The organism is Streptomyces smyrnaeus, assembly GCF_017676345.1.
GTDB lineage: Bacteria > Actinomycetota > Actinomycetes > Streptomycetales > Streptomycetaceae > Streptomyces > Streptomyces smyrnaeus.
This window is the reverse complement of record NZ_JAFFZM010000007.1, coordinates 122,701-135,462: the sequence shown is the minus strand read 5'-3', so window position 1 is coordinate 135,462 and position 12,762 is coordinate 122,701. Positions and strand designations below refer to the sequence as shown.

The 12,762-nt window shown below is 69.5% G+C and carries 13 protein-coding genes; 8 read left to right on the top strand and 5 right to left on the bottom strand.

Going from position 1 to position 12,762, the window contains the following annotated elements:
- Positions 1-6: 6 nt before the first annotated feature.
- The 3 genes from JW613_RS13675 to JW613_RS13665 all read left to right on the top strand — a co-directional run bounded on the left by JW613_RS13675 (position 7) and on the right by JW613_RS13665 (position 3,874).
- Entirely contained in the window at positions 7-1,455 is a 1,449-nt protein-coding gene (locus JW613_RS13675; RefSeq protein ID WP_209211073.1) for a flavin monoamine oxidase family protein, read from the top strand.
- A gap of 137 nt (positions 1,456-1,592) precedes the next feature.
- A complete protein-coding gene (locus JW613_RS13670) occupies positions 1,593-2,828 on the top strand; it encodes a cytochrome P450 family protein (protein ID WP_209211236.1) in 1,236 nt (411 codons plus the stop codon).
- 158 nt (positions 2,829-2,986) lie between these two features.
- Positions 2,987-3,874: a gamma carbonic anhydrase family protein gene (locus tag JW613_RS13665; protein ID WP_245225579.1), complete on the top strand. Its 888-nt coding sequence runs from the start codon at positions 2,987-2,989 to the stop codon at positions 3,872-3,874.
- 71 nt (positions 3,875-3,945) lie between these two features.
- Here JW613_RS13665 and JW613_RS13660 read toward each other — a convergent pair whose 3' ends face one another.
- Complete coding sequence (locus JW613_RS13660) at positions 3,946-4,482, bottom strand: hypothetical protein (protein WP_307865883.1); 537 nt, start codon at positions 4,480-4,482, stop codon at positions 3,946-3,948.
- Positions 4,483-4,835: 353 nt separating this feature from the next.
- Positions 4,836-5,831 (bottom strand): aldo/keto reductase, encoded by a 996-nt coding sequence (locus JW613_RS13655; protein ID WP_209211072.1) that lies wholly within the window; start codon positions 5,829-5,831, stop codon positions 4,836-4,838.
- A gap of 127 nt (positions 5,832-5,958) precedes the next feature.
- On the opposite strand from JW613_RS13655, the gene JW613_RS13650 reads away from it, so the two are divergent.
- Complete coding sequence (locus JW613_RS13650) at positions 5,959-6,819, top strand: helix-turn-helix transcriptional regulator (RefSeq protein WP_209211071.1); 861 nt, start codon at positions 5,959-5,961, stop codon at positions 6,817-6,819.
- A gap of 136 nt (positions 6,820-6,955) precedes the next feature.
- On the opposite strand, the gene JW613_RS13645 is transcribed toward JW613_RS13650, so the two are convergent.
- Positions 6,956-7,474, bottom strand: coding sequence for a GNAT family N-acetyltransferase (locus tag JW613_RS13645; protein ID WP_209211070.1), 519 nt, complete (start codon positions 7,472-7,474; stop codon positions 6,956-6,958).
- 205 nt (positions 7,475-7,679) lie between these two features.
- A complete protein-coding gene (locus JW613_RS13640; protein ID WP_209211233.1) occupies positions 7,680-8,045 on the bottom strand; it encodes a MerR family transcriptional regulator in 366 nt (121 codons plus the stop codon).
- 77 nt (positions 8,046-8,122) lie between these two features.
- On the opposite strand from JW613_RS13640, the gene JW613_RS13635 reads away from it, so the two are divergent.
- On the top strand, positions 8,123-8,848 hold the full coding sequence (locus JW613_RS13635) for an SDR family oxidoreductase (protein ID WP_209211069.1): 726 nt from the start codon (positions 8,123-8,125) through the stop codon (positions 8,846-8,848).
- 206 nt (positions 8,849-9,054) lie between these two features.
- On the opposite strand, the gene JW613_RS13630 is transcribed toward JW613_RS13635, so the two are convergent.
- Positions 9,055-9,462, bottom strand: a complete 408-nt coding sequence (locus JW613_RS13630) for a hypothetical protein (protein ID WP_209211068.1) — start codon at positions 9,460-9,462, stop codon at positions 9,055-9,057.
- Positions 9,463-9,724: 262 nt separating this feature from the next.
- Here JW613_RS13630 and JW613_RS13625 point away from each other — a divergent pair, with 262 nt between their 5' ends.
- The 3 genes from JW613_RS13625 to JW613_RS13615 are packed head-to-tail and all read left to right on the top strand — an operon-like array spanning position 9,725 to position 12,468.
- The gene (locus tag JW613_RS13625) at positions 9,725-11,077 is read left to right on the top strand and encodes a hypothetical protein (protein WP_209211067.1); all 1,353 of its coding nucleotides are present in this window, start codon (positions 9,725-9,727) and stop codon (positions 11,075-11,077) included.
- Positions 11,074-11,667, top strand: coding sequence for a hypothetical protein (locus tag JW613_RS13620; protein WP_209211066.1), 594 nt, complete (start codon positions 11,074-11,076; stop codon positions 11,665-11,667). The genes JW613_RS13625 and JW613_RS13620 overlap by 4 nt, the downstream gene beginning before the upstream one ends.
- 45 nt (positions 11,668-11,712) lie before the next feature.
- Positions 11,713-12,468 (top strand): ATP-binding cassette domain-containing protein, encoded by a 756-nt coding sequence (locus JW613_RS13615; RefSeq protein ID WP_209211065.1) that lies wholly within the window; start codon positions 11,713-11,715, stop codon positions 12,466-12,468.
- Positions 12,469-12,762: the final 294 nt, after the last annotated feature.

Below are 12,762 nucleotides of genomic sequence, written 5' to 3'. Positions count from 1 at the left end.
ACGGTCATGACAGAACCCACGCAATCCGACACCCGGCGCGCGCTGGAAACAGGGCTGACGGGCCTCACCTTTCCCCGGAAGGTCATCGTGGTGGGCGCCGGCCTCGCCGGACTGGCCATCGCCTACGAACTCGCCCGGCACGGCAGCCAGGTGACAGTGCTCGAGGCCACGGACCGGCCCGGCGGACGGGCGTACACCCTCCGCGAACCCTTCGCCGACGGGCTCTACGCCGAGGCCGGAGCCATGACCGTCACGCCCTACTGCCACTACTCGATGCACTACCTGCGGGAACTCGGCGTCGGCCTGGAGCGCTCCGACCTGCTGGACCCCGACTTCGCGTACTTCATCGACGGCAAGTTCGCCACCACCGACCGGGCGTCACTCGCCCGGCTCGGCCTGCCCCTCACCGACGAGGAGCGGGGCATGGACGTCCCGGAGATGATCGACACCTATGTCCAGTCCGTCTGCCGGAAACTGCAGCCGGGCATCGACGCACCTGAATGGTCCGTGACCGAGCGCCTGGCTCCGTACGACCGGCAGTCCGTCCACGAGGCCCTGCGCACGGCAGGCGCCTCCGAGGCCGCGATCGACCTGATGGACCCCTTCTTCCTGGAGATGCGGGGCGGCGACCTCAAGGCGGCCTCTGCCCTCTCCTGGCTGCGCCACGAGGCGAGTCCGCATTCCATGGTCAGGGCCGACGGGCGCTGGTCGAAGATCGCAGGGGGCACGGACCGGTTCCCACGGGCCTTCGCCGAGCGCCTCAAGGACCGCATCCGCTACCGGAATCCCGTCGTGCGGGTCACCCAGGACGCCACCGAGAGCCGCGTCACGTTCGTCGACCACGGCACCTTGCAGACACTCGCGGCCGACCACGTCGTCATGACGGTGCCCTTCAGCGCGATACGACACGTCGACTTCTCCGAGGCGGGCCTCTCGGAGGCCAAACAGGACGCCATGCGACGCCTGCGGTACTCCTCCGTCGTCCGCGTCTACCTCCAGATGCGGCGGAAGTTCTGGCACGAGGCCAACCTCAGCTACTCCACCGACCTGCCCATCCGGTGGGTCCGCGACGCCACACCGCACATGCCCGGCCCCCGCAAGATCATCGAGTGCATGATGACGGGCCGTCGGGCCCGCGCCGTCGCGGCGATGACCGACGAGGAGCGGCTGCGTTTCACCCTCGACCAGCTCGAAGAGCCGCTGCCGGGAGCCGCGGAACACTTCGAGACCGGCACCTCGGTCGTCTGGGACCAGCGCCCCTACGCCGAAGGGGCCTACATCTTGCCCGAGAGGCACCACAGCACGCTGATGCCCGCGATCCGCAAGCCCGAGGGCCGGATCCACTTCGCCGGCGAACACGCGGCCTTCGAACCCAACGGCGGCGCGATGACCTTCGCCCTGGAATCCGCCGTACGCACCCTCGTCGAACTCGGCCACGGCGCAGACCCCGCCTGAGGGCCTCCTGCCGACGGGCTACTGCCACCCGGCGGCCTCTCCCTCTCGTGGGCCTCGCCGTCCCGACGGCCCTCCCTCCACCGGCACGGGTCCCCCCGGCCCCTCGCTTCCGACACACTCGCAGGAGGAACAGCGTGATGAAGGACGCCCTCGTCGAACTCGTCAGCACCGGCGGGCAGCGAGTACACGCCCAGACCGATCAGCTGAGGGCCGCGGGTCCGGCCGTACGCATCCGGCTCCCGGAGGGAGTCGTCGCCTGGTCCGTCACCCGCGGCGAACTGGCCAAACGACTGCTCGCCCACCGGCACGTCTCCAAGGACGCCCGCAAGTCGTGGCCCGGCTACCGGCCGGGTGCCATCCCCTGGCTCAACCCCTGGGTGGACGTCATCTCCATGTTCACCACCGACGGGGAGGACCACGACCGGCTGCGGCGGCTGGTGGGCAAGGCCTTCACACCGCGCCGTATCAACGACCTCCGCCCTGCGATCGAGAAGATCGTGGCGGACCTCCTGGACGATTTGGCCGCCCACGAGAACGACGAGGAGCCGGTCGATCTGCGTGCCTGTTTCGCCCATCCGCTGCCGACGCGCCTGATATGCGACCTCTTCGGGGTACCGGACGAGCAGCGGCCGCGGATGCTGCGCGCGATCGAGGACTCGCTCGACACCGATGTCACCGAGGAACAGGCCGCGGCGACGCGCGACAGCCTGTACGAGGCCATGCAGACCCTCGTGGAGTCCAAGCGCCGGCAACCGGGTGAGGACATGACCAGCCTGCTGGTGACCACTCACCAGGACGACGGCGACCGGCTCAGCGAGGACGAACTGATCTCCACGCTGATCAACATGATCGGAGCGGGGTCGGAGACCACCGCCTCCCTCGTCGACCACGCCGTATGCGAACTGCTCACCCACCCCGACCAGTTGGAGGCCGTACGTCGGCAGCCCGAGCTGTGGGAGGAGGTGGTCCAGGAGACGCTGCGGCTGCACGCCCCGATCATGCACCTGCCGCTGCGCTACGCCACCGCCGACATCGACCTCGGGGACGGCGTCGTCATCCGCAAGGGGGAGACGATCGTCATCAACTTCGGTGCCCACGGGCGGGACCCCGGGCTCCATGACGCTCCCTCGACGTTCCACCTCGACCGGGAGGACAAGGCCCACCTCGCCTTCGGGCACGGAATCCACTACTGCATCGGCGCACCCCTCGCCAGGCTCGAAGCGACCATCGCGCTGCCCGCGCTCTTCGACCGGTTCCCCGACCTCGACCTCGCCGTCGACCACGCCGACCTCCGGCCCCAGGCATCCTTCATCGGCAACGACTTCCTGGAGGTCCCCGTCCACCTCCGCAAGCACCCCGTGCGTGCCGGTTGACGGCCCGCGGCCGGGGCCGTGGCAAGGGCCGGACCGCGGACGGGGCGAACGGGAAGATCCGCCACGTCCCGGGGCCCCCGCGTGCCCCGGGGTGCCCCCCCCCGGGTCCGGTGCCGTTCCGAGGGCCGACGCCCGGGCTCGGCCACACCATTCCGTAAATGACCAACCAGCAACAGCACCGCACCGCCGCAACAGAGGCCGCCGCGGCGGGCGGCCACCCGGATTCGCCGCGAAACCTACCGTCGTCGCAATGCCGTCGAGCACTGCTTCTACGCGCGGAAGTACTGTCCCGGCATCGCGACCGGACACCACAGGACTGCTGCGGATGGCGCAGGGTTGCTGCGAACGCGACGTCTGAAATCCGCCAGCATGCTCGCGGTCGGTCGGCTGAGAATCCGTTCATGATCGCTGAAGCGCAGGGAATCCGCATCCGGCATCGCGGGCATGTACCGCAGGTCCATCCCACCGCCTACGTCGCCCCGACGGCCACGCTCGTCGGTGATGTCCGGGTGGGGCCGAGGTCGCGGGTGATGTACGGTGCGGTGCTCGATGCCGAGGGGTCTCGGATCGAGGTCGGGGAGGCGGCGGTGATCTGCGAGAACGCGGTGTTGCGCGGGTCTGCGGTCGCCGGCGATCAGCCGGTACTTGTCGACGACCACGTCTTCGTGGGGCCGCATGCCACGCTGCTGGGCTGCGAGGTCGGCAGGTGCGTCTATGTGGCGACCGCGGCGACGGTCCTGCAGTGCGCACGGTTGGGGGCCGGCTCGGTTGTCGCTGTCGGCGCGCTCGTCCACGCGCGCACCGTGCTGCCGGACGAGTACTTCGTGCCGCCGCACACCGTGGCGCTTGACGCGCCGGTGCGGCTGCTGGCCCCCGGCGATCCAGGCCTGGCCGAGGCCGTCGGGCGGGTGGGCTTCGCCCAGGTGGCGTTCGGTGTCGACGCGGAGTGGACCGACCGGATCAGCCGGTACGAGCACGTCGCGGAGGTGCGCGTCGCCGAGTTCGGCACGCACGCGGACGATGAGGTGCTGAACCCGGGCCAGTGATTCCGGCTAGTGCCGCATCAAGCAGTGCTCACCCTGTCGCAGCGGGCACCCTGCCAATTGCCACTCCCCACTCATTTCGTTCTCGGCTTGCGGCTTGCGGCTCGGTTCTTCGCGATGTTTCGTGTCTTCTTCCTGTTGCCTGACTCTGCGAGCAGGGCGAGTACCGTCGGCGACGTCGACTCCTGGGCGAGGACGCGCTGCATCCAGTCCGTGACCTGCGCCAACTCGGCCGGTGCCGGCACGTGACCCTCCTCGATGGACAGGTAGAACAGCCAGTCGTGGATGCGGCGGCGGATGAACTCGCGGTACCCGTCCGTCTTGAGCTGGTCGATTTCTGGCAAAAGTTCGGCCGACCACTGCCGGAACTCGCCAGGACCGGACACCTTCATCGCGATCCTGTCCACGAGGGTGACCACAGCCGTCTTGGACCCCATCTCGTTGGGGTCCCGCAGAATCGTGGCCACGATCGCGCGGTCTCGGTCGCGGCTCCGCGAGGAAGCGGCCACCGAGACGACGCGTCGGTACGCGGACGATCGCACGTGCTCGTCCGCGACGGCATCCTCGACGTCCACATCGAGGATGTCGGCCCCCGCCAGCAACTCGGCCACATCGGAATGCAATGTCATCGCTTCATCTCTTCTCGCAGGGCCGGACTCCACACCGCGGGCATCCTCCTGCGGTCCGGACGCTGCTCCAAACGGCAACGGCCCGGATGACGCACCCGCCGTCAGGCGTGGTTGCGGCATAGAGCCGCGGAACGATACGGCCCCGACCGGCACCCACCCGTCGCATCACCGTCCGGCTCACAGCTTGCTGATCACCGCTCACCCGGCGGCCGGATGGCCGACGACCCGGGGCCGGCGGTCCGCCTCCGGTCTCTGGCCTCCGGATGGCGGCGCTGAGGCCGTCAGGAAATTGCATGCACCTGTCCGCCAAGCGGCCGGGCGTCGGTGAGCTGCGCTCAGTTCCCCACGCCGAGACCGGACATGAACGCGGACGGGTACCGGTCGCCGCGCGCCGCGCCCGGCGGCACCGCCTTGTCGATCTCGGCGAAGTCGTCCGCGGTGAGGTCCAGCTCCATCGCGGGCAGCGCCTCGGCCAGCCGTTCGCGGGTGCGAGCGCCGACCAGCGGCACGATGTCCGCGCCCTGTGCAGCCACCCAGGCGATGGCCAACTGGGCGACGGTGCAGCCCTTCGCCTCGGCGACCCGTCGCAACGCCTCCACGAGGGTGAGGTTGTGTTCGACGTTCTCGCCGGAGAATCGGGGACTGCGGCTGCGACTGTCGTCGGGGTCGGCGCTGCGCTCGGCCGTCCAGTGCCCGGAGATGAGGCCGCGGCTGAGGACACCGTAGGCGGTCAGGCCGATGCCGAGCTCCCGCAGCGTGGGCAGGACGTCCGCTTCCACCGCGCGGGAGATCAGCGAGTACTCGATCTGCAGGTCGGCGATCGGGTGCACGGCGTGTGCCCGGCGGACTGTCGCCGCATCGACCTCCGAGAGGCCGATGTGCCGCACGTACCCGGCATCGACCATTTCCTTGATCGCGCCCACGGTCTCCTCGATCGGCACCGCCGGGTCGAGTCGGGCGGGACGGTAGATGTCGATGTGGTCGGTGCCCAGCCGGGTCAGCGAGTAGGCCAGGAAGTTCTTCACCGCCTCGGGGCGGCCGTCATACCCTCCGAAATCGGGCCCCGGCCCCCGCAGCATGCCGAACTTGACGCTCAACTGGTAGCTGTCGCGGTCCCGGCCCCGCAGCGCCTCGGCGAGCAGGAGTTCGTTGTGGCCCATGGCGTAGAAGTCGCCGGTGTCGATCAGCGTGACGCCGGCCTCCAGCGCGGCGTGCACGGTGGCGATGCTCTCCGTGCGATCAGCCGCGCCGTAAGCGCCCGACATGCTCATCGCACCCAGGCCCAGTGCGGAAACAGCCGGGCCGGTGCTGCCCAGGGTTCGCCTTTGCATCGCGTTCTCCTTCGTCGTCGATCCGGGCACTCACTGTGCCCCTGCGCTGCGACGCACGGGAGCGGAGCGTTCATCCTGGGAGAGCCGCTCCCTGGATCCGGCCGCCACCGCCAGGGACGATGGGGGCATGCAACGTGACCAGCTCGCCGATTTCCTGCGCCGCCGCCGTGAGGCGATGCGCCCGGCCGAGGTCGGCATCGCCGACGGCCCCCGCCGTCGCACCGCCGGCCTGCGCCGGGAAGAGGTGGCCACGCTCGCCGGCGTGTCGGTGGATTACGTCATACGCCTAGAGCAGGGCCGCAGCAGTCGCCCATCGGTCCAGCTGCTCGGCGCGCTGGCCCGGGCGCTGCGTCTGTCCGACGACGAGCGGGACCATCTGTTCCACTTGGCCGGCCACCGGCCTCCACTGTCCGACGGGGTGGCTCGCCTCGCCCGCGCCGGTCTGATCCGCATGCTCGACCTGCTCGGCGACACCCCGGCCCTGGTGCTGTCCGACCTGGGGGAGATCCTCGCCCAGAACCGGGCCGCCCTCCTGCTCACGGGCGACCACACCGGCTTCTCCGGCGACCGCCGCTACGCCGCATACCGCTGGTTCACCGACCCGGCGGCCCGCGCCGCCGCCCCGCCCGAGGAGCAGGAGCGCCACGCCCGCCAGCTCGTGGCCGATCTGCGTGCGGTCGCCGGCCGCCGGTCCGGCGACCCGGAGGTCGCCGGGCTCGTCGACCGGTTGCAGACCGCGAGCGCCGACTTCCGCCGGCTCTGGGACGAGCATGAGGTGGCGGTCCGGCGCGCCGACCGGAAGACCTTCCTGCATCCACGGGTGGGCCGCCTGCGAATGGAATGCGAGACCTTGGTCACCCCCGACCAGGGGCAGCAGCTGCTGGTGCTCACCCCGGCGGACGCCGAGACCCGCGAGCGGCTGGAGCTGCTGCAGGTACTCGGCATCGAGGAGTTCCCCACGGGGAGGGCGGGCACGCCTACACGGTGAAGCAGCAGGCGGGCGGGGAACCGGCTGGATCTTCGGCGGCCCGGTCGACGGGAGCGCTACGGCGGCATGCGGGTCGCCCGGCGGTTCAGCCCACGGGCCGGGGCCCCAGAGGTATCGCCTCCAGGACCCCGGGAAATCAGCTCCGGTCGAGGTGCATACGTGTGACCGTGAACCGGGCTGCGTTCTCCTCGGTGCTGGCCCACCGGTGGAAGCCTGCCTTCTCCAGTACTCGGACCGAGGACGGGTTCGACAGCTCCACGTCGGCGGACACCGTGTGGACATCCGGCGCCGTGAGGGCGAACTCAGTCAGAGCCCGGGTGGCTTCGGGGGCATAGCCCTTGCCACGGCGGGAAGCCACGATGCCGTAGCCGATCTCGATGATCCCCTCGGCGGGCGGCCAGAACAGGCCGATCGAGCCCACCAGCAGGCCGCTCTCGCGCTCGATGATCAGACGGTGACCGTAGGCACCGAGCCAGGCGGGGTTCTGGTCGAAGAGGCCCGCGACCACCCGATCGCCGTCGGCGGGGAAGTCGTCCGCCCAGTGCGCGGACCTGGTGTCAGTGAGGATCGCGGTGATCTCGCTCGTCGTCCAGGGCCGCAGGATGAGGCGCTGGGTGGTCAGGTCGGCGTGAGCGGGTGAAGTAGAGGAAGACACGTGTCTCTCCTGGTCGTTGGAGCGACCCGGGCCGCGCTCTGCTGTCGCGCGGGCCGGATGAGGGCATGCCGATGAGGGCCGACGGCGGCCATATTCATCAACCTCCCCATCCCGTGATCACGCGTCTGTCGCGCTGGCGTGAAGGTAGAAGCTGCTCCTCAGCCGACGCAACACCATTTCCTCACGACGGTGCTGGCCGCGGTCCTCAACGAGGGGCGTGAGCCGGCGCGCCGTGGTGGTCGGCCGAGGCGATGAGCTGGTCGAGTCGGAGGAGAGTGCGGGTCATTTCCTCGACCTTGGCCGCGAGGCGGTCGCGTTCGGCACGCAGCATGCGGCGCTGTGCGGCGGTGGTGCGACCGTTGTTCACGCAGGGCAGCAGTGCCGCAATGGCGCGGCTGCTGAGGCCGGCCGCGTAGAACTGCTGGAACAGGCGTACCACCTCGACGGTGTCCTCGGTGTAGCGGCGCTGTCCCGAGAGCGTGCGCTCCGGGCTCAGCAAGCCTTGTTCCTCGTAGTAGCGCAACGCGCGCACGCTCACACCGGCCCGCTGCGCGAGCTCTCCGATCTTCATGGCCTCGTTCTTCACCGCCTCGGTGCCCCTTCCTGCACTTGACTCTCACGTCGACGTGAGGTTTTAGCGTAGCGGGCATGGACATTCGAAATGAGATTGCCCTGGTCACAGGGGCGAACCGGGGTATCGGGCACAGCTTCGTCACCGAGTTGCGGCGCCGGGGTGCAAAGAAGATCTACGCGGCCGCTCGCCGACCGGAGACCGTCCCCCAGCTGCCCGGTGTCGTCCCGCTGACGCTGGACGTCACCGACGACGCCTCCGTGCACCAGGCTGCGGCAGTGGCCGGCGATACGACACTGCTCGTCAACAACGCCGGGGTGTCGACCTTCGCCCGGCTCACCGATGGCGCGGAGGAGGACATCCGGCTGGAGATGGAGACCAACTACTTCGGCCCGCTGCGCATGGTGCGTGCCTTCGCGCCGGCCCTGCGCACCAACGGCGGCGGTGCCGTGCTGAACGTGCTGTCCGTCATGGCCTGGATGGCGTACGAGCACTCCAACAGCTACGGGGCGTCCAAGGCTGCTGCCTGGGCGCTGACCAACGGCATCCGGTACGAACTCGCCGGTCAGGGAACCCAGGTGACGGCGCTGGCCATGGCGAGTGTCGACACCGAGATGATGGCCGGCATCGAGGACGAGAAGTCGGACCCCGACGTGATCGCCAGGGCGGCACTGGACGGTCTTGAGGCCGACTCCCTCGAAGTGCTGGCCGACCGGCGGACGGCCCAGTGGAAGTCCCGGCTCGGCGAGGACCCGGCCCTCTTGTATCCGCACTTGTCCGCGCAGGAAATCGTCGAGGCGTAGACCCGGCACCGCCCGGGACGGAATGGAATCCCCCACCGTCCCGGGCCCAAGCACCGCTTCTCAACAGCGCTCTATGAGACAGGCTTTGGCCCACCAAGGCCAACCACTCAGCGCGACCAGCTGTCCTGAGGGGCTGTCCGCCTGTACTGACATGGACGTCCCTGTCCAGGGGCGGCCGGTCAGCAGGTCAGCCAAGAGTTCGGGACTCAGATGATGCCGCTGGTGTAGATCTTCGTGTACGACTGACTGCCGATGAAGGGGTTGTTGACAGCCCAGAGCCGGCCGTCCTGGTACTCCGGCACGTCGAAGTCGCACATGACCCAGCCGCCGGCCTTGCCGCGGCTGTTGAAGCACTCGCGGCCCCAGCGCTCCGGAAGCGTGGACTTGATCGTTCCCGCGACGGACTGCCCGTTCGCTGCCGTGTCCTTGACCCAGACACGGTCTCCATACGCGGCGAAGCACGCCTTCGCGCCGGACGTCGACACGCACGTGGCACCGGACGGGGGTGCGCCACTGGGGGCACCGGTCGCAGCAGACGCGACGGTTGCCGTCCCGGCGGTGAGGAGAACGGCTGCCGCAGGAACCACCAGCAGCGCGCGTCTCAGCTTCTTCATGTGCTCTCCCTTTGTACGAAATCCTTCGTGCCGCATCGGCTCGCGACATTCAACATCATGCGGCCGCAACCCCTGCCGCCCCCGCCCTCCTCGGCGAGGCCCGCGAGTTGGGGGAGGCGTGGCGTCGGCTGGACGGCATGTCATCGCCGGGGTATCACTTCTCTTCTGGCGGCTGCTGACCCTCTTCTCCCTCCCATACTCGGACCGGGGGAAGCGCACGCTTCCCCCGGTCCGGCCACGTCCAGCATCGCCTCGGAGCATCATGAAACTACGCACACGCATACGCACGAGCAGCGCTTTGTGGGCCTCCCCGCTGGTGGTCGCATTCGCCCTCTTCTACGCGGTGCACGTCTTCGGCATCGACTACCCCGCCTCGCGGAGCGTTCTGCCGTATGCGCCGGAAGTTGTCTCCTTCGCGTTGGGACCCTTCTACGGTCTTACCTACGCCGTCGTCTCAGCCCTGAGCGCGTGGGAAGCGGGCCGTCTCAAGCAGGACGGGGTATGGCGACTCGCCCCGGTGCGCACCCGATTCCGGATTGCGGCCGGTGTGCTGTGGCCGGTGCTGGCGCTCGGCTGGCTGATGTTGGTACTGGCGGCCGGTCTGGCCCTGGTCCAGGAGGGGGTGGCTCCCACTCTCGGGTCGCTCCAGCTCCCCGCCATGGCAGCCGTTCTGGCGCTCGGGCACTGTGTCATCGGCTTCGCCGTGGGACGCCTCGCTCCCCGTCTGCTCGCCGCACCTCTGCTGGCCGTAGGCGTCTTCTACCTCGTCGCTTTCGCCGGGGCCGGGCAGTTCAGCGACACCGGCGCGAACTGGTCCCGTCACCTGTCAGGTTCCTACTCAGGGTTCTTGGCATTCGGCGAACTGGCAACGTGGTCTTCCCTGGCCGCTCATGTCCTGCCCACGGTCGGTCTCGCCGTCGGGATCGGGCTGCTGTGGTGCGTCAGCAGATCAACGGTCACGCGTGCGGGCGCCGTGGTGGCAGCCTGCCTCGTGACCGTTGGCACCTCCGCCGTCGCCTACCGGATCGCCTCCGACTGGGAAGAGACACCGCCCACCACCCGCGCCCAGCTGCCCGTGGCCTGCGTCGGCAAGCAGCCACAAGTGTGCGTTCCGCGCCAGTCGGACCAGATCCTCGACCGAACCCGGCACACGATCATCGACGTCACCACCACCCTGCGCACCGCCGGCGTTCCGGTCGACATGCCCCGCAAGGTGACCGACTCCCTCCTGGAGGGCAGGTACCGCACCACCGGTACCGAGTGGCACCTGCCACTCACGCAGGCAGAGCGTGACGGCGCGCTGCGGTACCGCGTTCTGCGCGCCGCAGGCACCCTGCCTTGCGCCGACCCACGCCCGGCCGACGCTTCCGCACTCCGCCTCTGGCAGGCACACCAGGTCGAGGAGGACAAGCGCTACCTCAAGGCGCTCCGGGGCGACGTCCTCGACCCGGGGGACGACAAAGACCTGGCCCGGATCCAGCGAGCCGAAGACGCACGCGTGGCACGCGTGAAAGCCCGCGTGAACGCGGTACTGAAACAGTCGAATGCCCGGCAGCGCTCCTGGTACCGCGCCACACTCGCCGACGTCTGCCCGACCCGAGGCGGCACACGATGACGTGGTGGATCAAAGCACGACGTGCCCACACAGTCCTGCCCGCGCTGTTCCTACCGTTCTGCCTCCTGGCCCTGCTGTGGCGGGACACGGTGCTCGACCTGCCCTCATTCCTGGCCGGAGCAGTGTCCGCGCCGGTCATCGCCCTGCTCCCCATCCTGCTGTGCGCCGCGCTGGCGCTGTGCCTCGACTCCCGCCTGCCGGCAGCAGAGGCGACCGCGACCCGGCCCGTGGCCTGGATGGACACCGCGCTGGCCGCAGGCACGGTCCTGGCTGCCTGCGCGACCGCGCTCCTGGCGTGGAAACTGGGCGGCGCCGACGCCGGACTCAACCTCGGACGCGACACCGCATTTCTGGTGGGGCTGATGCTGCTGGTGCGGTCCCTGGCCGGCTCACGGGCTGTCCTGGCACCTGTTGCGTGGGGATTCGTCGTGCTGTTTCTGGGCCGCGGCCCGGGCGGCCACGTCTACTTCTGGACCGTCCTCCTGCGGCCCAGCACCGATCCCGTCGCCGCCACAGCTGCCCTACTTGCCTTCGCCGGCGGTCTGGCAGCGCTGCTGATCCGACCTGCCACCGAATCCGACCCTGACTGACCGACGCCGGCCTCCCACAGCCGCGACTCACCTTCGGAAGCCTCCATGACGTTGACACTGACCCGCTGCACCTACGCCTACGGACTACGTGCTCGCCCCGTGCTCGACAACCTCGACTACACCCTCCCCGACGGCCTCACAGTCCTGCTCGGCCCCAACGGTGCCGGGAAGACCACCCTCCTACGCCTCGCCGCCGGCGTGACACAACCTCGCCACGGCAGCGTCGAACTCGACGGAACCGACTCCCGGCGCAAGGCCTTCCGAGCCGCCGTCGCCTGGATGCCCCAGCAGATCACCGCCATGACTGGACTGACCGCCCGCGAACAAGTCGCCTATACCGGCTGGCTCAAAGGCATGAGCAAGCGCGACGCCTGGGACGCCGCTGCCCGCGCCCTGGCGCGCGTCGATCTGACCGACCGCGCTGCTACGAAGACCAAACAGCTCTCCGGCGGCCAGCTGCGCCGCGTCGGTGTCGCCTCGGCCCTCGTCCACAACGCCCGCGTCCTGCTGCTCGACGAACCAACTGCCGGCATGGACCCCCAGCAGCGTCGCGTCTTCCGCGACGTCCTCGCCGCTCTCACCGACGACGTACGCGTACTGCTGTCCACCCACGACATCGCCGACCTGGCCGAGGAGTCCCAACACGTCACCGTCCTGCACTCCGGACACATCACCTACACCGGCAGCACCGCGGGCTTCCTCGCCCACGCTCCCGCAGACGCCGCCCCCGGCCGGGTAGCGGAAGCGGCCTACACCGCACTCGGCACCCACTCGGCACGCAACGGGCCCCAGCAGCAGTGAGGGCGTCGATCGAGCCGGGCTCGGAGGGTGAACGTGTGACGCCCCGGCGCTCCACAACGTGCACGTACCGGAGCTACACCGGCTGCGTGGAGAGCAGGGCGAGAAAAGTACCTTCCGCGCGCCCGGGCTTGGTGCCGGGCACTTGACGGTTCGGGCCGGGAGCAGAGTGCCGCAGAGCGGATCGATGAGGACGGCGCCCGACGGGAAACTGCTCGGCTGCTCTGCGTACCGAGACGATCAGCAACTCCGTCGCCCAGGTGGCGTGACTTCCCGGCTGTGTGCCCAGGTGTATTG

Coding starts and splice junctions, on each gene's coding strand:
- JW613_RS13615 (WP_209211065.1), top strand. CDS start 11,713: ATGACGTTGACACTGACCCGCTGCACCTACGCCTACGGACTACGTGCT.
- JW613_RS13650 (WP_209211071.1), top strand. CDS start 5,959: ATGCAACGTGACCAGCTCGCCGATTTCCTGCGCCGCCGCCGTGAGGCG.
- JW613_RS13640 (WP_209211233.1), bottom strand. CDS start 8,045: ATGAAGATCGGAGAGCTCGCGCAGCGGGCCGGTGTGAGCGTGCGCGCG.
- JW613_RS13665 (WP_245225579.1), top strand. CDS start 2,987: ATGACCAACCAGCAACAGCACCGCACCGCCGCAACAGAGGCCGCCGCG.
- JW613_RS13625 (WP_209211067.1), top strand. CDS start 9,725: ATGAAACTACGCACACGCATACGCACGAGCAGCGCTTTGTGGGCCTCC.
- JW613_RS13635 (WP_209211069.1), top strand. CDS start 8,123: ATGGACATTCGAAATGAGATTGCCCTGGTCACAGGGGCGAACCGGGGT.
- JW613_RS13630 (WP_209211068.1), bottom strand. CDS start 9,462: ATGAAGAAGCTGAGACGCGCGCTGCTGGTGGTTCCTGCGGCAGCCGTT.
- JW613_RS13670 (WP_209211236.1), top strand. CDS start 1,593: ATGAAGGACGCCCTCGTCGAACTCGTCAGCACCGGCGGGCAGCGAGTA.
- JW613_RS13620 (WP_209211066.1), top strand. CDS start 11,074: ATGACGTGGTGGATCAAAGCACGACGTGCCCACACAGTCCTGCCCGCG.
- JW613_RS13675 (WP_209211073.1), top strand. CDS start 7: ATGACAGAACCCACGCAATCCGACACCCGGCGCGCGCTGGAAACAGGG.
- JW613_RS13655 (WP_209211072.1), bottom strand. CDS start 5,831: ATGCAAAGGCGAACCCTGGGCAGCACCGGCCCGGCTGTTTCCGCACTG.